At 64.0% G+C, this 22,818-nt stretch carries 21 protein-coding genes and 1 pseudogene; 10 read left to right on the forward strand and 12 right to left on the reverse strand.

Annotated features, from left to right (window positions below; translation table 11 throughout):
* Positions 1–86 precede the first annotated feature (86 nt).
* Positions 87–1,223 (forward strand): FIST N-terminal domain-containing protein, encoded by a 1,137-nt coding sequence (locus AC1D05_RS06115; protein ID WP_477439184.1) that lies wholly within the window; start codon positions 87–89, stop codon positions 1,221–1,223.
* Positions 1,224–1,241: 18 nt separating this feature from the next.
* A complete protein-coding gene (locus AC1D05_RS06120) occupies positions 1,242–2,582 on the forward strand; it encodes a hybrid sensor histidine kinase/response regulator (protein WP_477439186.1) in 1,341 nt (446 codons plus the stop codon).
* 99 nt (positions 2,583–2,681) lie between these two features.
* On the opposite strand, the gene AC1D05_RS06125 is transcribed toward AC1D05_RS06120, so the two are convergent.
* Positions 2,682–3,365 carry a response regulator gene (locus AC1D05_RS06125; protein WP_027043803.1) on the reverse strand — a complete coding sequence of 228 codons (684 nt, stop codon included), beginning with the start codon at positions 3,363–3,365 and terminating at the stop codon, positions 2,682–2,684.
* Positions 3,366–3,591: 226 nt separating this feature from the next.
* Here AC1D05_RS06125 and AC1D05_RS06130 point away from each other — a divergent pair, with 226 nt between their 5' ends.
* Together AC1D05_RS06130 and maiA are read left to right on the forward strand one after the other, a co-directional pair.
* Entirely contained in the window at positions 3,592–4,287 is a 696-nt protein-coding gene (locus AC1D05_RS06130) for a fumarylacetoacetate hydrolase family protein (protein WP_477439188.1), read from the forward strand.
* A 4-nt stretch (positions 4,288–4,291) separates the two neighbouring features.
* On the forward strand, positions 4,292–4,942 hold the full coding sequence (gene maiA, locus AC1D05_RS06135) for a maleylacetoacetate isomerase (protein ID WP_477439190.1): 651 nt from the start codon (positions 4,292–4,294) through the stop codon (positions 4,940–4,942).
* Positions 4,943–4,946: 4 nt separating this feature from the next.
* Here the strand turns inward: maiA and AC1D05_RS06140 are convergent, their stop codons facing one another.
* A complete protein-coding gene (locus tag AC1D05_RS06140) occupies positions 4,947–6,191 on the reverse strand; it encodes an MFS transporter (RefSeq protein WP_477439192.1) in 1,245 nt (414 codons plus the stop codon).
* Positions 6,192–6,290: 99 nt separating this feature from the next.
* Between AC1D05_RS06140 and AC1D05_RS06145 the strand changes: the two genes are divergently transcribed.
* A complete protein-coding gene (locus AC1D05_RS06145; RefSeq protein WP_477439194.1) occupies positions 6,291–6,752 on the forward strand; it encodes a winged helix-turn-helix transcriptional regulator in 462 nt (153 codons plus the stop codon).
* A gap of 98 nt (positions 6,753–6,850) precedes the next feature.
* On the forward strand, positions 6,851–7,891 hold the full coding sequence (locus AC1D05_RS06150; RefSeq protein ID WP_477439195.1) for a zinc-dependent alcohol dehydrogenase family protein: 1,041 nt from the start codon (positions 6,851–6,853) through the stop codon (positions 7,889–7,891).
* A gap of 22 nt (positions 7,892–7,913) precedes the next feature.
* On the opposite strand, the gene AC1D05_RS06155 is transcribed toward AC1D05_RS06150, so the two are convergent.
* The gene (locus AC1D05_RS06155) at positions 7,914–8,777 is read right to left on the reverse strand and encodes a DMT family transporter (RefSeq protein ID WP_477439197.1); all 864 of its coding nucleotides are present in this window, start codon (positions 8,775–8,777) and stop codon (positions 7,914–7,916) included.
* Between the two features lie 105 nt (positions 8,778–8,882).
* Between AC1D05_RS06155 and AC1D05_RS06160 the strand changes: the two genes are divergently transcribed.
* Positions 8,883–10,301 carry an aminotransferase-like domain-containing protein gene (locus AC1D05_RS06160; RefSeq protein ID WP_477439199.1) on the forward strand — a complete coding sequence of 473 codons (1,419 nt, stop codon included), beginning with the start codon at positions 8,883–8,885 and terminating at the stop codon, positions 10,299–10,301.
* 2 nt (positions 10,302–10,303) lie between these two features.
* Here the strand turns inward: AC1D05_RS06160 and AC1D05_RS06165 are convergent, their stop codons facing one another.
* Positions 10,304–11,194 (reverse strand): LysR family transcriptional regulator, encoded by an 891-nt coding sequence (locus AC1D05_RS06165; protein WP_477439201.1) that lies wholly within the window; start codon positions 11,192–11,194, stop codon positions 10,304–10,306.
* Positions 11,195–11,318: 124 nt separating this feature from the next.
* Between AC1D05_RS06165 and AC1D05_RS06170 the strand changes: the two genes are divergently transcribed.
* A complete protein-coding gene (locus tag AC1D05_RS06170; protein WP_477439203.1) occupies positions 11,319–12,779 on the forward strand; it encodes an MFS transporter in 1,461 nt (486 codons plus the stop codon).
* A gap of 192 nt (positions 12,780–12,971) precedes the next feature.
* Here the strand turns inward: AC1D05_RS06170 and AC1D05_RS06175 are convergent, their stop codons facing one another.
* The 3 genes from AC1D05_RS06175 to AC1D05_RS06185 form a co-directional block, all read right to left on the reverse strand.
* A complete protein-coding gene (locus tag AC1D05_RS06175; protein ID WP_027043813.1) occupies positions 12,972–13,469 on the reverse strand; it encodes a MaoC family dehydratase in 498 nt (165 codons plus the stop codon).
* 248 nt (positions 13,470–13,717) lie between these two features.
* Positions 13,718–14,146: a phasin family protein gene (locus tag AC1D05_RS06180; RefSeq protein WP_477439205.1), complete on the reverse strand. Its 429-nt coding sequence runs from the start codon at positions 14,144–14,146 to the stop codon at positions 13,718–13,720.
* 98 nt (positions 14,147–14,244) lie between these two features.
* Entirely contained in the window at positions 14,245–15,540 is a 1,296-nt protein-coding gene (locus tag AC1D05_RS06185; protein WP_477439207.1) for a DUF445 domain-containing protein, read from the reverse strand.
* 291 nt (positions 15,541–15,831) lie between these two features.
* Here AC1D05_RS06185 and rirA point away from each other — a divergent pair, with 291 nt between their 5' ends.
* Positions 15,832–16,293, forward strand: a complete 462-nt coding sequence (rirA, locus tag AC1D05_RS06190; RefSeq protein ID WP_477439209.1) for an iron-responsive transcriptional regulator RirA — start codon at positions 15,832–15,834, stop codon at positions 16,291–16,293.
* A 27-nt stretch (positions 16,294–16,320) separates the two neighbouring features.
* On the opposite strand, the pseudogene AC1D05_RS06195 reads toward rirA, so the two are convergent.
* The 5 genes and pseudogenes from AC1D05_RS06195 to hemP form a co-directional block, all read right to left on the reverse strand.
* Positions 16,321–17,111: pseudogene (locus tag AC1D05_RS06195) on the reverse strand (heme ABC transporter ATP-binding protein).
* Between the two features lie 7 nt (positions 17,112–17,118).
* Entirely contained in the window at positions 17,119–18,219 is a 1,101-nt protein-coding gene (locus tag AC1D05_RS06200; RefSeq protein WP_477439210.1) for a FecCD family ABC transporter permease, read from the reverse strand.
* Positions 18,220–18,224: 5 nt separating this feature from the next.
* Positions 18,225–19,121: a heme/hemin ABC transporter substrate-binding protein gene (locus AC1D05_RS06205; protein WP_477439212.1), complete on the reverse strand. Its 897-nt coding sequence runs from the start codon at positions 19,119–19,121 to the stop codon at positions 18,225–18,227.
* Between the two features lie 11 nt (positions 19,122–19,132).
* A complete protein-coding gene (locus AC1D05_RS06210) occupies positions 19,133–20,194 on the reverse strand; it encodes a hemin-degrading factor (protein WP_477439214.1) in 1,062 nt (353 codons plus the stop codon).
* Between the two features lie 22 nt (positions 20,195–20,216).
* Positions 20,217–20,426 carry a hemin uptake protein HemP gene (gene hemP / locus AC1D05_RS06215; protein ID WP_477439216.1) on the reverse strand — a complete coding sequence of 70 codons (210 nt, stop codon included), beginning with the start codon at positions 20,424–20,426 and terminating at the stop codon, positions 20,217–20,219.
* Positions 20,427–20,625: 199 nt separating this feature from the next.
* Between hemP and AC1D05_RS06220 the strand changes: the two genes are divergently transcribed.
* Positions 20,626–22,818, forward strand: a complete 2,193-nt coding sequence (locus tag AC1D05_RS06220; protein ID WP_477439217.1) for a TonB-dependent hemoglobin/transferrin/lactoferrin family receptor — start codon at positions 20,626–20,628, stop codon at positions 22,816–22,818.

Below are 22,818 nucleotides of genomic sequence, written 5' to 3' on the forward strand. Positions count from 1 at the left end.
GTCTTTAAAACAGCGCATAAAAACAGCGTCGGAGGAAATGCGGGAGAACGCCGCTGACCAGTTCAACGACGCGCTACGCCTGCGGCTTGTCGGCGCTGACCACGGACGAGCCCGACCCGGACGTTTTCGCACGCGCGGTAGCCAGCGAGGCTGCCGCAATCAACGCCGGCTTTGCCCTCGTGTTCTTTTCCCAGAGCCTCGTCGAGGCCGGTGCCCTGTCGCGGGCACTCTCGGCCCACGCGCCGGCGCTCCACCATGCCGGCTGCTCCACCGCCGGCGAGATCACGCCGCGGGGGCTCGAGGAAGGCCACATACTGGCGATGCTGCTTCCCTCGGCGTCGTTCACCGCGGTCAGCACTATGGTCGACAATTTGTCCTCATCGGGCATGGACAGCATCACCGGCGAGGTCGAGGCCTTGCGGCGCACGCTACGCGCCCGGCTCGGCTGCGAGCAGGCCGGCAACACCTTCGCACTCTGCTTCATCGATGGTCTCTCCTATGCCGAGGAAGCGGTCAGTTCGGCCATCCACTGGGGCCTTGACGACATACCGCTGCTGGGCGGCTCGGCCGGCGACGATTTGAAATTCGAGACGACGCGCCTGATCTCGAATGGCAGGGTCACCTCGGACAGCGCCATCATCGTGCTGATCGCCACGGAAATTCCGTTCCATGTCTTCAAGACCGACAATTTCGTTCCGACCGACGAAAAGCTGGTGGTGACCGCGTCCGATGCCGATCACCGCATCGTGCGCGAGTTCAACGCCACCAATGCGGCGGAGGAATATGCCGCTTCCGTCGGCATCATGCCGCAGACCCTGACGCCGCTGAGCTTCGCCTCGCATCCGGTGGTGGTGAAGGTGGGTGGCGAATATTACTGCCGCTCGATCCAGAGGATGCACGCGGATGGCTCGCTGTCGTTCTTCTGCGCCATCGACGACGGTGTCGTGCTGTCGATCGCCCAGCCCAAGGACATGGTGGAATCGACGCGCGCGGCCCTGCGCGAGGTCGAGGACAGGCTGGGTGGCATCGACCTCATCCTCGGCTTCGACTGCGTGCTGCGGCGGCTCGATGCGCTCAACCGACAGGTCTTTCGTGACATCTCGGAACTCTACCGGGTCAACAATGTCATCGGCTTCGGCACCTATGGCGAACAGTATCGGTCAATGCATTTGAACCAGACCTTCACCGGCATTGCCTTTGGCGAACGGCAAGCGGCGGAATAGGGGCCGCGGAATGACAAGATGCCGCTCAAGGACATAAACGACCTCGAAAAGCTGAAGAAGATCAACGCCGCCCTGGTCAGCCGCGTCGAGCGGTCTATGGACCAGCAAGGCAATGCCTTCTCGCTGTTCCAGACCGCGATCTCGCTCGAGAATCGCGTGCGCACGCGCACCGAGGAGTTGCATTCGACGCTGCGCCGGCTGGAGCAGTCCAACATCGATCTCAGCGCTGCCAAGGAAAATGCCGAGCTGGCGAACCTGTCCAAGACAAGGTTTCTCGCCGCCGCCAGCCATGACGTGCTGCAGCCGCTGAACGCGGCCCACCTCTCCGTCTCGGCGCTCGCCGAGGTGCAGACCAGCGACGAAGGCAGGAAGCTGGTTCGCCAGGTCGAGCGCTCGCTGGAAACGATGGAGGACCTGCTGCGCACCTTGCTCGACATTTCCAAGCTCGACGCCGGCGTGGTGCAGCCCGATATCGGCGACGTCAGCCTGGAAGCGCTGTTCTCGTCGCTACGCTCGGATTTCCAGCCGGTCGCGGAAATGAAGCGACTGTCGCTGAAATTCCGGCCAGTCAATGCCGTGGTCCGCTCCGACCGGACGCTGCTGCGCCGCATTCTGCAGAACATCCTCTCCAACGCGCTGGGCTATACCCGTTCGGGTGGCGTCCTGGTCGGCACCAGACATCGCGGCGACACCATCCGCATCGATGTCGCCGATACCGGCTGCGGCATTCCCGAGGACCAGCGCGAGGCGGTGTTCGAGGAGTTCCATCGCGGCACCTCACCGGCCAGTTCGGAACGCGACGGCAACGGTCTCGGGCTCGGGCTTGCCATCGTGCGTCGCATGGCCGGCGCGCTCGGCCATCCCGTGACCTTCTCGTCGAAGGTCGGGCGCGGCACGATCTTCCACATCGATGTCCCCGTCGGCATCGGCGCGCCCGCCGACGCCATCGCCAGCGCCACCAGCCTGGAGCGCTCGCGCGGCTACGGCCTGTTCGGCACCAAGGTGCTGCTGGTCGAGAACGACATCGAGGTGCTCGAGGCCATGACCTTTCTTCTCGAGCGCTGGCAGTGCCTGGTGCGGTCCGCGACCTCGACCGACGATGCACTGGACCTGCTCGGCGACACTGACTGGGTGCCCGACATCGTCATTGCCGACCAGCATCTCGACGGCGGCGATCTCGGCACCGCCACCATATCGGAAGTCCGCGACTATCTCGGCCGCGCCGTGCCGGCGCTGATCGTCACCGCCGACAGTTCCGAAGCCGTCGCCAAGGCAGCGCGAGCCGGCGGCATCGAATTGATGCGCAAACCACTGAAGCCGGCGCAGCTACGCGCGCTGCTGGCGCATTTGCTGGCTTAGAGGCTTACCCTCCCCTTGATGGGGAGGGTCGGCGCGCAGCGCCGGGGTGGGGTGCGGCGCCAAGCTCCCCACCCCGCTCCGCTTCCCGAGGGTAAAAGCTCAAAACCCCGCCTGATCCCGAAACAGCTCGGCATTGTCCAGCTTCGAAACCTCGATCACGGCCTGCGTGCGGCTGTAGACGTTGAGCTTGCGCAATATCTCGGAGACATGCGCCTTCACCGTGGTCTCGCCGACCTGCAGCTCATAGGCGATCTGCTTGTTGAGCAGGCCCTGGCGCAGCATCTGCAGCACACGCAGCTGCTGCGGCGTCAGCTTGGACAGGCGCTGGACCATGTCGGCGCGGTCGATGCTGTCGGCGTCCGCCGGCTGGCCTTCATAGGTCTCCGGCACGTAGATCGCGCCGTCCATCACCGAGCGGATGGCGGCGGCCAGATCGCTCTTGCGCGCCGATTTCGGGATGAAGCCGGCAGCGCCATAGGACAAGGCCTCGGAAATGATCCGCGGTTCCTCGTAGCCCGAGACGATAACGACCGGCAGCCGTGGATAGCGGGTCCTGAGCTGCAGCAGCCCGTCAAAGCCATGCACGTCGGGCATGTTGAGGTCGAGCAGCGCCAGATCGAACGGCTTTATCCCTGCCAGGAGATCGAGCGCCTCGGCAATCGAGCGCGCCTCGACCGTGTCGACCTCCGGATAGGCCATCTGCACGGCGCTGTGCAGCGCCTCGCGAAACAGCGGGTGATCGTCGATGATCAGGAACCGGGCGCGATCATTGGATACTGTCATGTGGCTCGTTCCGGTTTACCCGCCACACCATAGTCCTGTGACCATGGCCGGATTATTGGCAAATAGTCTATCGCCAATTGATAGGACGCACTGCTGCAAAAGTGCTGGGAACCCTGAATTCCCTTATACAGGCCCGGCAAAGCCTTTGCTTTATGAAAAGCGACGCCTTGCCCGGTCTCCGAAATCGGTCGAAGGTGCCGCCATCACCCCGAACGCAGAGACCAGCATGACCGCCTTCATCCTTCCCGTGCCGCCAACGCCTTCCGTCGCCATCAGCGGCTCGCCAGAGCGTTTTGCCGTGCGGCGCATTTTCTGCGTCGGCCGCAACTATGCGGCGCACGCGCGCGAATTCGGCAATGACGAGCGCGATCCGCCCTTCTTCTTCACCAAACCAGCCGATGCGGTGGTCGATTCCGGCACAGTGATCCCCTACCCGCCGCTGACGGCCAATCTGCACCACGAAATCGAGCTGGTGGCCGCGATCGGAAAGCCCGGCTTCCGCATTGCGCGTGACCGGGCGCTCGATCATGTCTGGGGTTATGCCGTGGGCATCGACCTTACCCGCCGCGACCTCCAGGATGAGGCCAAGAAGGCGGCGCGGCCCTGGGACTGGTCGAAGGCCTTCGACCAGTCCGCCCCATGCGGCCCGCTGGTTCCTGCACAAAAGACCGGCCATCCGACGAAAGGCCGCATCCGGCTCGCCGTCGACGGCAAGGTCAGGCAGGATGCCGACCTCACCGAGCTGATCTGGCCGATCGCCGACATCGTCTCGATCTGCAGCGAGGGCGTCGAGTTGCAGGCCGGCGACCTGATCTTCACCGGCACGCCGGCCGGCGTCGGCGCGGTCAAGCCGGGCGAGACGATGACCGGCGGCGTCGACGGCATCGGCACGATCGAGGTAACCATTGGCCAACCGAAGTGAGCGCATGAGCGAACTCATCCTGCACAATTACTATCGTTCCTCCACCTCCTACCGGGTGCGGATCGCGCTGGAGATGAAGGGGCTGAGCTATGACTACGTCCCGCATCATTTGCGCCACGGCGACCATCTGGAACCATCCTATCTCGCGGTCAATCCGCAGGGGCTGGTGCCGGCATTGGTGCTTAACGACGGCACGCTTTTGACGCAGTCGCTGGCGATCATCGAATATCTCGACGAGATCCAGCCCGCGCCGCCCCTGCTGCCGAAGGACGCACTTGGCCGGGCGCGCGTGAGAATGCTGGCGCAGATGATCGCCTGCGACATCCACCCGGTGAACAATCTGCGCGTGCTGACCTCGCTGCGCACTTTGTTCGGCGCCGGCGACCAGGACATCACCAACTGGTTCCGCCACTGGGTCAACGAGGGCTTTCAGCCGCTTGAAAAGATTCTGGCGTCCTCGCCGCAGACCGGAACATTCTGCCATGGCGATGCGCCGGGGCTCGCCGACATCTGCCTGGCGGCGCAGATCGCCAGCAACGCTCGCTTCGGCGTCGACCTGGCGCCCTACCCGACCATCACCCGCATCAACGCCGCCTGCATGGCGCTGCCGGCTTTTCAGAAAGCAGCACCGCAGAACCAGATCGACGCGGAGTAGGTCTTCATCTGCCCACGCGCAGTGTGAGGGCCCAGAACGCCAGCGCCAACAGGCCGATGCCGGCGCCCAGCATACAGACGCCGCTCCAGCCCATGGCGCCATAGACCATGGTCGAAGCGATCGAGCCGAGCGCGCTGCCAAGCGAATAGAAGATCATGTAGCCGCCGACCAGGCGGCTGCGCGCATCCGGCCGGCGCGCGAAGATCAGGCTCTGGTTGGTGACATGGACGGCCTGGATCGCCAGATCCAGCATGACGATGCCGGCGACGAGCAGCCACAGTGATTGCCCCATGAACGCGATCGGCAGCCAGGCTGCCGTCATCAGCAGCAGGCTGAGGCCGGTGACCAGTTGCCCGCGCCCGCGATCGACAAGGCCGCCCGTCCAGCGGGCACCAAGCGCTCCGGCGACGCCGGCCAGGCCGAACAGCCCGATCTCGGTGTGCGAGAGAAAAAATGGCGCAGCGCTGAGCGGCAGCACCAGCGGCGCCCACAGCACGTTGAAGGTGGCGAAGATCAGCATGGCGAGCACCGCGCGTACGCGCAGCAGCGGCTCCTGCACGAACAGCAGCACCACCGAGCCCAACAGGCGCGGATAGGATGTGCGTGGCCGCTTTGCCTCGTGGCGCGGCAGGATGAGGAAGAGAACCACCGCCATGATGAGCGTCAGCACAGCCGAGATCAGATAGACCCAGCGCCAGCCGGCGAGGTCGGCGACGACACCGGCGACGAAGCGGGCAAGCAGGATGCCAAGGATGACGCCGCTGGTGACGGTGCCGACCGCCCGCCCGCGCTCGGACGGCACCGCGAGATCGGCGGCGTAAGCCACCAGCACCTGCACCACCACGGCAAGCAGCCCGACAATTGCGAGGCTGGCCAGCAGCATCGCGGCGTTCGGCGCGACCCCGACCGCGATTAGCGCCACGGCGGAAAGCACCGCCTGCCCGGCGATCAGCTTCCGGCGATCGAACAGGTCGCCGAGCGGCACGATGAAGAACAGGCCGAGCGCATAGCCGATCTGCGTGACCGTGACCACGATGCCGACCGAGGCCGGCGCAATGGCAAAATCTTGCGCCATGGCGTCGAGCAGCGGATGGGCGAAATAGACATTGGCAACGCTCAGGCCACAGGCGATGGCGAAGACCAGCGCGGTCATTCCTGACAGTCTCGGTGGTGACTCTGGTGTGGTCCGCGGTGGCCCGTCTGACCGCTCCAGGCCTGTTGCCTCGCTGTTGACCACCTGCATATTCATGTCGCTCTCCGCAAAAGGTTTCAACTTGAAACCACTTGCTGGATAGAGAGAACAGTTTTATGTTGCAACCGAAATGACGGATCTGGACCAACGATTGCCATGGTGAAACGAACGAGCCACCACGAAGCCGATTGCCTGATCGCGCGACCGCTGGACGCGATCGGCGACTGGTGGTCGCTGCTCATAGTGCGCGACGCCTTCGACGGGCTGCGCCGCTTCGGCGAGTTTCAGAAGAGCCTCGGCGTTGCCAAGAACATCCTGTCGGCGCGGCTGCGCAATCTGGTCGCGCATGGCATATTGGAAACGGTTCCCGCACCCGACGGCAGCGCGCATCATGAATATGTGCTGACGCAAAAGGGACGTGGCCTGTTCTATGTGCTGGTTGCCTTGCGGCAGTGGGGCGAGACCTATTTCTCCGGACCGGGCGAGCCCTACACTTTCATGGTCGACACGCAGAGCGGCCGGCCGATCAGGCGCCTGGAGGTGCATGCCGAGGACGGGCGGCGGCTTGTCCCTGGCGACACAAGGCTCGCCGATTTCCGCAACCGGGAAAACAGCTGACCGCCCTGGGCTGGTTCGGCCTGGCGGAATCGATTTCCGCTTGACCGGACAGGGAATCGGCTATCGTTTCTGGCAATGTAGGAAGCGTGGAGTTATCGATGAAAGCCGTCGTCTTCGAGAAATTCGGCGAAGCGCCGACGATCCAGACCGTTCCCGATCCGAAGCCGGCTGCCGATGGCGTCGTCATCAAGGTCGAGGCGACCGGGCTCTGCCGCAGCGACTGGCATGGCTGGATGGGCCATGATGACGGCATCACCTTGCCGCACGTCCCGGGACATGAACTGGCCGGCGTCGTCGTCGCGGCCGGCAAGCAGGTCAGCCGCTGGAAGGCCGGCGACCGGGTCACCGTGCCGTTTGCCGTCGGCTGCGGCCGCTGCTTCGAATGCAACTCGGGCAACCACCAGGTCTGCGAACACCAGACGCAGCCCGGCTTCACCGGCTGGGGCTCGTTCGCCGAATATGTCGGTATCGAGCATGCCGACACCAATCTGGTGCGTCTGCCTGACGAGATGGAATACGCCACAGCCGCCAGCCTCGGCTGCCGCTTCGTCACCTCGTTTCGCGCCATCGTCGACCAGGGCCGGGTCAAGCCCGGCGAATGGGTGGCGGTGCATGGCTGCGGCGGCGTCGGCCTGTCGGCGATCATGATCGCCAGTTCCATGGGCGCCAATGTCATTGCCATCGACCTCACCGACGAGAAACTGGACTTCGCCAAAAAGATCGGTGCCGTCGCGACCATCAACGCGTCAACGACGCCGAATGTGGTCAAGGCCGTCAAGCAGATCACCAATGGCGGCGCGCATATGTCGATGGACGCGCTCGGCCACCCCACCACCTCGTTCAACTCGATCGCCAATCTGCGCCGGCGCGGCCGCCATGTGCAGGTCGGCCTGATGCTGGGCGAACACGCTCGCCCGCAGGTGCCGATGGACAAGGTCATCGCCTTCGAGCTCGAAATCCTCGGCAGCCACGGCATGCAGGCCTATCGCTACCAGGCGATGATGGACATGATCCGCAATGGCAAGCTCAAGCCCGAGCTTCTGGTCGGCAAGAAGATCAGCCTCGACGAAGCACCCGCGGCGCTGATGGCGATGGGCGGTTTCGAAGGCATCGGCATTGGCGTGGTGACGAAGTTTTAAGCTGGCGGCCTCGCTTCCCGGCCTATCGCGCAAATTTCTTCGCGCCGAACACGCAGGCCACTACACCGAGCGTAACCACCACCATCAGCGGGCTGACCTGCTCGTGCAGCAGCGTCGCCGCGAGCGCCAGGCCGAAGAGGGGCTGCAGCAGCTGCAACTGCCCGACGGCCGCAATGCCGCCTTGCGCCAGGCCGCGATACCAGAAGACGAAGCCGATCAGCATGCTGAACAGCGAGACGTAGGCCAGACCGATCCAGGCGTGGGAGCCGACGGCGGCAAAGGACGGTGGCAGCGTCGCAACAGTCAATACCAGCATGATCGGTAGCGACAGCGTCAGCGCCCAGCAGATCACTTGCCAGCCGCCGAGCTTGCGCGACAGCGCGGCGCCCTCGGCGTAGCCCAGGCCGCAGACGACGATGGCGGCGAGCATCAGACCATCGCCGACCGGCGAAGCCGTCACCCCTTGCATCAGCGCGAAGCCCGCGACCAGCGCGCTGCCTATGCAGGAAAACAGCCAGAACGCCGGTCGTGGACGCTCACCGCCGCGCAGCACGCCGAAGATCGCGGTTGCCAGCGGCAGCAGGCCGACGAAGATGATCGAGTGGGCGGAGGTGACGTGCTTCAGCGCCAGCGCGGTCAGCAAGGGAAAACCGACCACCACGCCCAGCGCGACGATCACCAGCGACAGCAGATCGCCCCGCTCCGGGCGTTTCTGCCGGAACAAGAGCAGCATCGCCAGGCCAAGCAATCCTGCAATCGCGGCGCGGGCCGATGTCACGAATGTCGGATCGAAGTCCATCACGGCCACGCGCGTCGCCGGCAGTGAGCCTGAGAAGATCAACACGCCGATAAATCCGTTCAGCCAGCCGCTCGCGGTCTTGTCCATTCCAGGCTCCATGTCTTTCGCCCTCTATCGGGCAGATGCCATGGCGCAGCCAGAGACAATGGGGTACAATTCAGCGAAACTGTAATGGATGATTGAGCAGTACGGATGACGGGCTTGGCCTTGGAAACCAACGGCGTGCGAACCCTGGGCGCCCCCACTTTGGTCGAGACTGTCATGGCGACCATCCGCCAGCGGATCGCCGCGCGCAGCCTGACACCGGGTGCACGACTGCCCTCCATCCGTGCCCTCGCCCAATCCATGCAAGTGTCGAAATCCACCGTGGTCGAAGCCTATGAGCGGCTCGCCGCCGAAGGCACGATCCGCTCCCGGCCGGGTTCAGGCTTCTATGCCGCCGGCTCGCTGGCGCCGCTGTCGCTGGCCGAGATCGGTCCCCGGCTCGACCGTGCCGTCGACCCGCTCTGGGTCTCGCGCCAGTCGCTGGATGCCGGCGACGAGACCCTGAAACCCGGCTGTGGCTGGCTGCCTGCCTCCTGGATGCCGCAGGCGGGCTTACGCCGCGCGCTGCGCACGGTGGCGCGTGCCGACGATGTCGCGCTGGCCGACTACGGCACGCCGCTTGGCCTGCCGCCGCTGCGGCAGTTGCTGGCGCGGCGCATGGCCGGGCAAGGCATCGAAGTCTCGCCCGAGCAGATCATGCTGACGGAATCGGGCACGCAGGCCATCGACCTGTTGTGCCGGTTTTTGATCGAACCCGGCGACACGGTGCTGGTCGACGATCCCTGCTATTTCAATTTCCACGCTTTGCTGCGCGCCCACCGCGCCAAGGTCGTCAGCGTTCCCTACACGCCGTCGGGGCCTGATATCGAGCTGTTCGCGCAAGCGCTCGCCGAGCACCGGCCGCGCCTCTACATCACCAACTCCGCCATCCACAATCCGACCGGCGCGATCCTGTCGCCGGTCACCGCGCATCGTTTGCTCAAGCTCGCCGACCAGTCGGACCTGACCATCGTCGAGGACGACATCTTCGCCGATTTCGAACATGCCCCCGCGCCAAGGCTCGCGGCCTTCGATGGCCTCAGCCGTGTTGTCCAGATCGGCAGTTTCTCCAAGACGCTGTCGGCGTCGATCCGCTGCGGTTTCATCGCCGCGCCGCGCGACTGGATCGAGGGCCTGACCGACCTCAAGATCGCCACCACTTTCGGCGGCGGACGGCTGGCGGCCGAACTGGTGCTGACCCTGCTGAAGGACGGCAGCTACCGCAAGCATATGGATTTGCTGCGCGCCAAGCTGGCGCGCGCCATGGCCGAGACCAGTGCCCGGCTGAAGGCGATCGGCGTCACGCCTTGGATCGACCAGCCGGCCGGCCTGTTCCTGTGGTGCCGCCTGCCGGATGGCGTTGACGCGGCCGAAGTCGCGCGCCGCGCGCTTACCGATAATGTCGTGCTGGCGCCCGGCAATGCGTTCAGCCTGTCCGGAACGGCCAGCCGTTTCCTGCGCTTCAACGTCGCCCAATGCGAAGACCAGCGGATCTTCAAGGTGCTTGAGGCGGCGATGGCGCGCTGATCTCAGCGCCCCACGCAAACCTCCCGCACGCAGTCGCGCAGCCAGCGTTGCGCCGGATCGGCATCGAGACGCGGATGCCAGAGCATGGAGATGGTGACCTCCATCGTGGCGACCGGCAGCGGAAAACTGTGCATGCCGGTGCGCGCGCCGGCCGTATGCCGCTCCGGCACGCTGGCGATCAGCTCCGAGGCGCGCGCCATGGCGAGCGCGGCCGAGAAACCCGAGACCATGCAAACCACCGTCCGCTGCAAGCCAAGCCCGCTCAGGGCCTCGTCGATCGGTCCCCTCTCGCGGCCACGCCGCGAAACACTGATGTGCCGGCAAGCCGCATAGCGCTCTGGCGTCACCGTGCCCTTGCTCAAGGGATGGCCGGCTCGAACGGCGCCAATGAAGCGGTCGCGAAACAAGGCCTGGATGCGCACCTCAGGCCCGGTTTCGCCGGCAACGCCGATTTCCAGGTCAATCGCCGCATCGCGCAGCGACATCACATCCTTGTCGGATTTTGGCGCGAAACGCAGCCGCACTCCCGGCGCGTCGGCCTCGATGCGCGCGACCAGACGAGGCCCGAACTCCTCGACGAATCCTTCGTTGGTGCGCAGCGTGAACACCCTGTCCAGGCTTGCGGGATCAAGCAACTCGGCAGGGCGCAGCAGCGCCTCCGCATCCTGGACGACAGGGCCAACCTGCCGGCGCAATTCTTCCGCGCGCGGCGTCGCCACCAAGCCGCGTCCGGCGCGAACCAGCAAAGGATCGCCCGTCACCTCGCGCAGCCGCGCCAGCGTCCGGCTCATCGCCGAGGGGCTGAGGCGCAGACGGCGCGCCGCGCGTGCCACGCTGCCTTCGGCCAGTAAAACGTCGAGGGCGAAAAGCAGATTGAGGTCGGGCGATGTCATCCGCGGATCATAACATAGCGCCTCATACACTGATATGATGCAAATGCTGCGCCTTCCGCCATATCAGCCGCACGACTAAATCTCCATCGGCTCCGCTTTCGGAGTGAACGGAAAGGAGATCGCCATGGCAGTCGCCGAGCAAAATCACGATGGGCTGATATCAGCCCAGCAACAGAGCCAATCGGTTGGCTGGGCGCTGGCAAGCCTGTCGCTCGCCACATTGTTGTCGTCGCTCGGAACCAGCATTGCCAGCGTCGGGCTGCCCTCGCTGATGCAGGCGTTCGGGGCGTCGTTCCAGGCCGTGCAATGGGTGGTTCTCGCCTATCTCCTTGCCATCACCATGCTGATCGTCAGCGCCGGGCGGCTGGCCGACATGTTCGGGCGCCGGCCGTTGCTGCTTGGCGGCATCGCGCTGTTCACATCGGCATCGGTGCTGTGCGGGTTGGCGCCGACGCTGTGGCTGCTGATCGCGGCACGGGCCGTGCAAGGGCTTGGCGCGGCGCTGATGATGGCGCTGACGCTGGCCTTTGTCGCCGAAACCGTGAGCAAGGACAGGACCGGCAGCGCCATGGGTCTGCTCGGCGCCATGTCGGCCATCGGCACGACGCTCGGCCCCTCGCTCGGTGGCTTGCTGATCGCCGGCCTCGGGTGGCGGGCGATCTTTCTCGTCAATGTACCGCTGGGCCTCCTGACCTTCGCCCTCGCCTGGCGCGCTTTGCCCGCCCACGGCAAGAGCGTGCAGGCCGCCCAAGGCAAATTCGACGCGACAGGCACTGTCCTGCTGGCGCTGACGCTGGCCGCCTATGCACTGGCCATGACGCTTGGCCGGGGCAATTTCGGTCTGCTCAACATCGGCCTGCTGGCTGCGACCGCCGCCGGCGTCGGTCTGTTCGTCATCGCGCAGAGGCGCGTGAAGAACCCCCTGATCCAGCTTGCCAGTTTCCGGGATCCGCGGCTCAGCGCCAGTCTGGCGATGAGCCTGATCGTCGCCACGGTGATGATGGCGACCCTGGTGGTCGCGCCGTTCTATCTGTCGCGGGGGCTCGGGCTCGATGCCGCGATGGTCGGTGTGGTGCTTTCGACCGGACCGCTCGTGTCGACCCTGTCATCGCTGCTGGCCGGGCGGCTTGCCGATCGCTTCGGCGCCCACAGGATGATGGTCGCCGGGCTGTTCAGTCTCGCCATCGGCACATTTCTTCTGTCGCTCGCCATGACGAGGCTCGGCATTGCCAGCTATGTCGTTCCCATCACCGTCACCTGCTTCGGCTACGCCCTGTTCCAGACCTCCAACAATGCTTCCGTGATGACCGGTGTCGCTGCCGGCGAGCGCGGCGTCATATCAGGCCTGCTCAACCTGTCGCGCAATCTCGGCCTCATCACCGGCGCATCCCTGATGGGAGCGGTGTTTGCGGTTACATCGGTCGATGGTCGGCAAGGAATCGGTCAGCAGCTTCTGAGTTCCGAGGCTGCGGCCCGCGGAATGCAGGTCACCTTTCAGACAGCAACGGCGCTGGCGCTGGTCGCGCTTGTCCTCGCGCTGCTCTCGGCCCGCGTAGCCAGTCGTGTGGAACCCACTGTTTCATGAGGCACGACCTGCTTGGCGATGGAAGCGTAATGTCCATTAGACGCCGCGCAGAGGCTGTTTCGAAATTCGCTTTGGCGAGTCATATGGTGGTGGTTTCGAGAACCGTAGCGCAGCGGACATTTGGTCCGTGAGCAACGGAAGCGCAGAAAACGCCATCAGATGGCCGCCAGAGTAGAATTTCCAAACAGGCTCTCAGGCCCCTGCCCGTTTGCGGCGTTCATAAAGCATGACCAGCGTTTCCGCCGTCAGTGCCGGCTTTTCCTCGCCTTCGATCTCGACCGTGTTGGCAGCCTTCATCAGGTACTGGCCGGGGCCCCTGTCCTCCATGGAAAGCAGCACCGTGCGCAGCCTGATGCGGGCGCCGACCTTGACCGGCGCCAGGAAACGCACCTTGTCGAAGCCATAGTTGAAGGCGGCCTGGGTGTTTTCCGGCACGATGCCCATGCCGAGCGCCAGCGCGCCGATGATCGACAGCGTCAGATAGCCATGCGCGATCGTCGTGCGGAACGGGCTTTGCCGTCGCGCCCGTTCGGGGTCGACATGGATCCATTGATGGTCGCCGGTGCATTCGGCGAACTGATTGATACGGTTCTGGTCGACCGTTGTCCATTCCGAGACACCGAGCTCCTGCCCGGACATCGTCCTCAACTGCTCGTAGGTCGGCGGCGTTTTAGGCCGTACTTCTGTCATTCCTGCTTTCCCGATAACTTACCGCGCCTCCGGACCACGAACGGACGGCCCCTGTCAATTCGCCCTGCGTGAATCCGTTCCGCCGAATTCCGGCTGAATCGTGCCATGCTCTACCATGCAATGGCAGGCCAAATTCGGATTCTTGGACGTTCCAAGGCTGCCAGGAGCCTATCCGTGGCGCTAATGCAACTATGGGCAAGGTTGCAAAGTCAGGAGGCCGCGTGCCCTGCGAAGGCGAAACGGCAGGCCTATTTCTGCCCATAGCCGGCGCGAATTTCCTGCATCGCCGCTTTGATGCGCTCGCGCAGGATTTCGATCGATTCGGTGCCGGATTTCCGGGCCAGTTCGGCCACCTCGCCCGCATTCTTCAGCGCAGCCTCGAAGGATTTGCGGGCGAACTCCGTCTGTTTGGCCATCAACTCCTGCGGATTGCCCGGCGCCCGGTAGCTCTGCGCCATATCGGCAACCTCGCGCAGCGTGTCCTGCAGCAGCTCGCGTTGCCTTGACAACAGCGAGGTCGCTCCGGCGGCACCGGCTCGCGCCGATTTCTCCAAGGCTTCGAGGTTCTTGCGGTGATGGGCAAGGATCGCCTCGACATCGACATTGGGCACCTTCAGGTCGCGGCCAAACCTGCCGAACATGTCCATGAAGGAATCGGATTCCGGTTGCTTGGCCATGATGTCTTCTCCCCTTTGCCGCAAATGCGGCAGCCCTCGCCGGGGAGCATATCACTCGCGCGCCGCGTGTCCATTTCGAACCTGGCAATCGGCGTGCATCAATGGACAGGGAGCAGCAGCTCGATCGCGTAGAGCACGATACCCGCCAGCCCGCCGATGATCATGCCGTTGAAACGGATGTATTGCAGGTCCCTGCCGATGTTCATCTCGATCAGCCGCGTCAGTTGCGCCAGATCCCAGCGCTTGACCTGGTCGGCGATGAACTTCGACACGCCGCTCTTCTGGCTCTCGACGAACGAGGCCAGCGCCACCACAAACCCCTGGTTCATGTCCGCCCGGATCTGCGCATCGCCGGCGAGATGACGGCCGACCTCGACGAACATGTTGGCGAGATGGGCGCGGATCACCGAATTCGGCGCCTTGGCGTCCTGCTCGATGAACAGGCTGAGGCTCTCCCACATGTCTCCGGCCAATCCCTTGACCTCCGGCCGAGCCAGAAAATCCCGCTTCATCTGCTCGGCGCGTTTGGCATATTGCTTCGATGTCCTGAGTTTTTCGATGAAGCCTTGAGCGAAACGGTCGAACTCGGCGCGCATCGGGTGCTCGGGATCGGCCCGCACCTCGTCGAGCAAGGAACCCGCCGAGGCGACGATCTTCTTCAGCAGATAGGCGTCGGCTCTGAACAGGTTGAACAGCGACGGCAGCTCCTCGCGGATCTTTTCGCGCATCGTCGCCAGTGCCTGCTCGTCGTTGAGAAACCGTCCGATGACCTTGATGAACTCGTCGAACAGTTTCTGGTGGCGGCGGTCGTCGGTAAGTGCCGACAACAGTTCCGCCGCCAGCGGCGCCAGCGGCACCTTTTCGATCTGCTCGAGCATGCGGCTGGTGACAAAGCCGCGCAGGCCGGATTGCTCAACCGCGGCAAGCGTCTGCGGCACCAGCCGCACGACGAAACGCGACAGGCCGGCGGCGCGTTCGGCATCAGTCAGCCAGTCAGCGACAAGCGCTGCAAAATCGACCTCGGCAAGTTTTTCACGCACCGGCTCCGGCGCCAGGAAATTGGCCTCGATGAAGCGGCCGAGATTGTCGGCGATGCGGTTCTGGTTTTCAGGGATGATGGCGGTGTGTGGGATCGGCAGCCCGAGCGGCCGCCTGAACAGCGCCACCACCGCGTACCAGTCGGCAAGGCCGCCAATGGTCGCCGCCTCGGCGAAGGCCGCAACGAAGCCCAGCCACGGATAGGTGCCTTGGAACGACTTGGCCAGGGCAAACACCAGCACGCAAAGCGCCAGCGCAGCCGTGGCGATGAATTTGGTGCGTCGCAGCGCGGAGAGCTTGGCGGCCCCGTCGGCATCGAAACGGAGAGGCGCCAGGGACGGAGCCGATTGTGACATGAATGAACTGCTCCTCGTCGAACCCAGGGGGCGATCTCGGACTATCTAGTGCCTCGACCGCCGAAATGCCCGCGACGACAGGGTTTTTCCCGCGTTTTGCCGGGTTGCGCACATAAAGTTGACGAGAATATTCATCTATCACGCACTGCTAGTCTGGAATTATTCCAAGGTATAGGCCATATTCGCCCCAGGCCAGTGTGGCGAATCCGAAATTCCGGGTCAGAGAGCCGCGCCAGCAAAGTTCTGGAATCCGGCGTGGTTGCACCGCGCCGGCGCCTAGTGAGGACGAAAATGCGGCTTACACGCCAGACCAATTATGCCATGCGCATCCTGATGTATTGTGCCGCCAATGATGACCGGTTGAGCCGCATTCCCGAAATCGCGGCCGCCTATTCGGTGTCGGAACTGTTCCTGTTCAAGATCCTGCAGCCACTGGTCGAGCATGGCCTGGTGGCGACTGTGCGCGGCCGCAATGGCGGCGTCCGGCTTGGCCGTGCCGCGGAGGCGATCAGCCTGTTCGACGTCGTGCGCGTCACCGAGGAAAGCTTCGCAATGGCCGAATGCTTCGAGAATGATGCCGCCGAATGCCCGCTGGTCGACAGCTGCGCGCTGAATTCAGCGCTGCGCGAGGCTCTCAATGCCTTCTTCGCCGTGCTTGCCCGCTACACGGTCGCCGACATGGTGGCGGCACGGCCGAATGTGCGCAACCTGCTCGGCATCGACATGCTGGAGCGCCGCGCCCCCGCCGCCTGACCTGGACAGACCGGCCTCACCTGAATATCAACCGACCGACGATTGCGGCAAGACGAAGGGTACGTTCCCTGTCGGCAGCACGCCGACCCTGAGCCGGCAGTCGAACACCTTTTCGATCAGGTCATCGCTCAGCACATCGTTTGGCGAACCGGTGGCCGCGAGCCGGCCGCGATGCATGACGAAGATGCGGTCGGCATACATGGCCGTCAGATTGAGGTCGTGCAGGATGGCGACCACGCCGCCACCCCTTCTGGCGAAATCGCGGGCGATGTTCATGATGATCAGCTGGTGCTTGATGTCGAGGCTCGAAACCGGTTCGTCGAGGAACAGATAGCGCGGCTTGCTGTCGAGCACTGGCGCCCAGACCTGGCACAGCACGCGGGCAAGCTGGACGCGCTGCTGCTCGCCGCCCGAAAGCTCCTGGTAGAAGCGCCCGGCAAAACCGTCGAGGTCGACGCGCGCCAGCGCCCACTCCGGCAATCGCGCATCCTCGCCCGGCAAGGCACCCGAGCGTCCGCCGACGAGGCCAAGCTTGACCACCTCGCGCACCGTGAACGGAAGGACAGCGTCGTCGCCTGCGGCAGCACCGCGCGATGCACGGCAATCTCGACCGGCTTCATCGTTGCAAGGTCGCGGCCGTTGAGTGCGACGCGCCCGCTAAAGGCAAGTTCGCCCGACAACGCTTTCAGGAAGGTCGTCTTGCCGGAGCCGTTGGGGCCGACGATAGCCGCGATCTCGCCGGGTCGCGCATCGAAATCGACCCCGCTGACAATGCACTTGCCGGCGATATCAACAGAAACATCCTTTGCCTCAATCATCCCAGCCTCACAGATCAATCACACCGCGCTTGCGCAGCAGGATCCAAAGGAAAAACGGCGCGCCAGCCATCGCGGTGACGATGCCGATCGGCAATTCGGCTGGCGCCACGATGGTGCGGGCGACCGCATCCGCCAACAGCAGCAGCGAGGCACCGAGCAGCGCCGAGGCCGGCAGCAAATAGCGGTTGTCCGGACCGATCAGCAGGCGCAGCAGATGCGGCACGACGATGCCGACGAAGCCGATGCCGCCACTGACGGCGACGGATGCACCGACCGCCGCCGAGACACCGATGATGGCCGTGTATTTCAGCCGCTGCACCGGAATGCCGAGATGGCCGGCGGTCGCCTCGCCGAGCGCCAGCGCGTTGAGGCCGCGCGCCAGGAACGGCATCGCCGCCAGTGCCAGTATGATGATCGGCCCGACCGAACCGATCTTCTGCCAGGTCGCGCCACCGAGCGATCCGAGCTGCCAGAAGGTCAGGTCGCGCAACTGGCGATCGTCCGCCATGAAGATGAGGATGCCGGTCAAGGCCATGGCAAGCGCTGCCAACGCGATGCCGGCCAGCAGCATGGTGGCGACCGAGGTTTGCCCGCGTCGCGTGGCGACCTGATAGAGCACCAGTGTCGTGGCAAGACCGCCGAAGAAGGCGGCCAGCGGCAGCGCGAGCGTGCCGAACAAGGCTGTCACCGGCGCCAGCACCGTGGTGCCAAGCACGATGACGGCGACCGCGCCGAGGCTGGAGCCGGCGGAAACGCCGATCAGGCCGGGATCGGCCAGCGGATTGCGGAACAGCCCCTGCATGACCGCGCCGGAGACCGCGAGCGCCGCGCCGACCAGCATGCCGAGGATGATGCGCGGCAGGCGGATGTCGTAGACGATCAGGTTGTCACGGGCGCTCAGCGCTGCATCACTGGGGATGGCTCCAAGCAGCCAGTCCTTGAGAACGTTGACGGCCGAAGCATCCGATGCCCCTGACGTGAGCGACAAAAGCGCGGCAGCCGCGAGCCCGAGGCACAGCAGCAGGATGACGATGCGGGCGCGACCCGAGCGGTCGCCTTCAGATGCACTCATCGCCTTCACCGGGCCGGCGATCGATTGGTCGACCATGATGCTCAGTCCGTGATCTGCGCGCCATAAAGCGAGACAGCGAGGTCGTGGATGGCTTCAGCCGTGCGCGGCCCGAAGCCGAGCAGATAGCCGCCATCGATGCGGATCAGCTTGCGCGCGGTCCCGGCCGGCGTCGAGGCAACAGACGGGTTGCCGAACAATTCGTCGTCCGACACCGGCGGTCCGGCATTGCTCATCATCAGGATGACATCAGGCCTGGCGGTGACGATCGCCTCGTCGGACATCTGCTTGTAGCCGGAAAAGCCTTCGACGGCATTGACCCCGCCCGCCAGCTTGACCATGCCGTCGGCCGCGGTTTCGCTGCCGGCCGCCAGGATCTTGCCACCCTGTATCGACAGCACGAACAGGATGCGCTTGCGCTCCTTGATCGAGGCGGTCTGCCTTTCGGCTGATGTCAGCTTGGCATCGAGCTCTTTGGCCAAGACCTCGGCTTTGGCGTCGACGCCCAGCGCCTTACCGACGATGCGGACCTTATCGAGGATGCCTTCGTGGCTATAATGTTCAGGCACTTCGATGAACGGAACGCTGCTCTTCTTCAGCACGTCGACGGCTTCCTTGGGACCGCTGCCGTGCAGCGCCAGGATGCCGGTCGGATTGACCGACAATACGCCTTCCGGCGACAGCGCGCGCATATAGCCGACATCCGGCAGATCGAACGCCGCCTTCGGATAGCGGCTGCTGGAGTCGCGCGCCACCAGATGTTTCTCCTCGCCGAGCGCATAGACGATCTCGGTGATCGAACCGCCTATGGCGACGATCTTCGAGGTGTCCGTGAAAATCGAAACGCCTTCGGTGGCGGCAGCCGGCTGCAGCATGGCGAAAACGAGGGAAAGGCCGACCACTGCGCCACGCATGGTCGGCGATTTCGAAAGAAAAGACATCGTTTTGTTCCTCAGGCTGCCGTCGGGTTCGGGATGCGCGGCAGGTTTTCGGCCAGGAAGCGCCAATCGTCTCGCTCGCTTTCGCCTTCGTGGCGCTTGCCGAAGAACTGGATGATCATCTCGCCGTCGGCGGCGTAGACCTCGAGCGATGTGACATGGCCATCCTTGGTCGGCTTGCGCACCGCCCAGACTTCATGGATGTGGTCGGTCCGCAGGTGCAGGTGGAAGGTCTCGTCCAGCACATTGATCCACGGCCCCATCGGCTTGATCGACTTGACCGGTCCGGAATGGATCTGGATGCAGCCGCGATTTCCGACGAAGCACATCATCGGCATCTCGCCTTCGGCGGCATGGTGGAACATGGCGCGGACCGCATCATTGTCGAGCAGCCAGGCATAGTCCGTGCCGACCATGCGCACCGCCTGGCGGCGGCTGAGCTTCAGCGTTTTCAGCATACCGAAGAACTGGTGCACGTCGGTCAGCCGGCTCCAGCGGTCGCGCAGATCGTCAAGGTTGGCGGTCGTCGCCGTGGCTTCGCCCTCATCGTCGGAGGCTTGCCCGGAGATGGCGACTGTCGGTTCCTGGTTGGACGATTCCAGCGCGGCGACCAGCTTCTGGTAGGCATAGAGGCTGGAGGCCGGCCGCAGATGCACCTTGTGCACCGCTTCGCCCGCCGTGTCGAAGAATTGCAGGCTACGGCGGATGTCGTCGCCCTCGCGCTTCTCCACGGCAAAGCCATGTGCCCAGACCTTTGGGAAGATACGCAGGTCGATGTTCTCGCCGAGCACCATGGCATTGTGGTTGCCGGTGACGACCTTGTCGTAAACGCCGATCTTTTCGTGCACCGCACTTTCGTTACGGGTCAGCGCCATCACCTCGCCGATGGCCTCGAGACCGGTCAAGAGGTCGTTGACGCGCGGCTCGACGCGGATGACGCCATCGCCGCAATGCGCGGCGACCAACTCGGCCTCCGAAATGCCGAGTTGGGCGGCCAGGTCACGCTCGCGCGTTTTCGGATTTTCCGTCCGTGCCCGCCGGATTTCATGCGGGGCGGGTTTTACGCGCTGGTCCATGTCTCGTTCCTACTGCCTTGCCTTACTTGTTGAGAATGAGCTTGCCCTGCCGGGTGATCTTCAGCCGGTAGAGCGCGCCGTGATGCTCGATGCCGATCTCGTGCTCGCCCTGGAACAGCGTGTTGCTGGACAATGTTCTGACCGCCAGCGGAACCCGGTCGAAGCGGGTGATGGGGGCCTCGTCGGAACGGCGGACGCGGTAGCGAAAGTCATTGGGATTGTGCGTGTTCATCTGGGTCGATCCCTTTCCTGTGCCGGGCGTCTGGCTAGGCGTTGCGAAGATCCGATTCATTTCTTGACTTGAATAATCATGTTTATTAGTCAGTGCAATACCGGATTAAATGAGTCAACATTTAACACGCCGGACACGATCAAAAATGCCAGCGAGCCACGGGCCAGCCAGCACGAAACCTGGAATCTGGAGTTGGGGCATGGGGTTGTTGGTGAACTGGGAATGGCGCGGCCGGTCGGCGGCGAACGGTGTGGCGGCTTTGTTGGCAAGCGTGGCGGCGATCGCCCTGTCCGCGCCATCGGCGCATGCCCAACAAGCAACGCAGCCGGTGGGCGAGCAGACGGATCAATCGAAGAAGGCTGACCAGGAGAAGGCAGCCCCCGCAGGCGCGACGCTGCTCGACAAGATCCTGGTGCTCAGCCGCACCGGCGAGACAGCGATCGAATCGCTGGCCTCGGCCAGCCATCTCGATCAGGAACAGCTCGACCGCCGCATGGCGACGACGCCGAACGAAATGCTGTTCGGCGTGCCCGGTGTCGCAGCACAAGCCGACGCCAGGCGTGTCAGCACCAGCATCAACATACGCGGCCTGCAGGATTTCGGCCGCGTCGCCGTCATCGTCGACGGCGCGCGCCAGGATTTCCAGCGCTCCGACCATGGCACGCAGTCGACCTTCTACATCGATCCCGAGCTCATCAAATCCGTCGATGTGATCCGCGGTCCGGTCGCCAACACCTATGGCTCGGGCGCCATCGGCGGCGTCGTCTTCTTCGACACCAAGGACGCCGCTGACGTCCTCAAGCCGGAGGAAACATGGGGCGCTTCGGTAACCGGGCGCTATGAGAGCAACGGCAAGGGCTGGACCACCAGCGCCACCGGCGCCTACCGTTTCAATGAAAACTGGGATGCGCTCGGCAACATCGTCTACCGCAACTATGACAACTACAGGGATGGCGGCGGCGACACCGTCAACGGCACCGGCTTCGACGTCTTGAGCGGCCTGCTCAAGACCACCATCCGTCCGACCGACAACAGCGAGCTGAAGCTCGGCTGGGTCGGCTCAAGCGACAGCTGGGACGAAACCAGCGGCGGTGTGCCGGTGAATGATGTCGACCTGAAGTCGAACACCTTCACGGCCCGTTACAACATATCAGACGAAGACAAGAGCTGGCTCGATCTGCACATCAACACCTCCTACAACAAGACCAATCTCGACCTGACCAGCCTTGTTCCGCAAAACCGCTTCGATCCGGTCACAGGTCTTCCGGTGGTGCTGCCAACAGGCTCGACGTCGACTTTCGATATCGGCACGGCCGCAATCGACATCTGGAACACCTCGCGATTCGAGACCGGTGGCGTTGCGCACGAATTGACCTATGGCGGCGACTGGGTGAATGACGACGTCAAGACTGGCGGCACCGCCGGTGGCGACAGTTTCTACACGCCGTCGGGCAAGCGGAATGTGTCCGGCGCCTATGTCCAGGACAAGCTCACCTGGGATTGGCTCGAGGTGATCGCCGGGCTGCGTTACGACAGCTACAGCCTTAGCGATGACACCCACGATACATCGGGCGACCGGTTGTCGCCGCGCATCACCGTCGGCGTCTCGCCCTTCGACAACGCCAGCCTTGCCGGCTTGCAATTCTATGGCACTTACGCGGAGGGCTACCGTTCGCCCTCCCTCACGGAGACGCTGATCAGCGGCAACCATCCGGCAGGTGTCACCTTCCCATTCCTGCCCAATCCGAACCTGCGACCAGAGACCGGCAAGACGACCGAATTCGGCATCAACTACAAGCAGAACGATCTATTGGAGGCTGGCGACGCACTCCGCATCAAGGCAGCCTATTTCAACAACGACGTCGACGATTACATCGAAGGCGTGACACTGTCGCCGTTCGCCCCAGGCAGTGGTTGTCCGTTCGGCCCCGGCATTCCTATCTGCTATCAGTACCAGAATTTCGCCAAGGCCAAGATCCACGGCTTTGAATTTGAAAGCGTCTACGACGCCGGATGGGGCTATGCCGGGCTTTCGGCATCGATCACGAATGGCCACACCATTTCCTACAAGGGTGTTGAAGCCGATCTCGCCACAATCCCCTCTTCGCAGGTCACCGCCCAACTCGGCCTGCGCTTCCTCGAGGACAAGCTGACCGTCGGCGGCGAGGTGCAATACAACGGCAAGCCGAAAAGCAATGCGGTGGCCGAGGACTACACGCTGGTCAATGCCTTCGCCAGCTATCAGGCGACCGACAATCTGAAGGTCGATTTCCGCGCCGACAATCTGTTCGATGTCAAATACGCCAACCCGCTGAACGGCACCACGACAGTCGCCGTCTATGAGCCGGGCATCACGCTGAAGCTGGCGGCAACAATGCGATTTGGAGGCTGA

The organism is Mesorhizobium sp. P2_E9 (assembly GCF_056403815.1).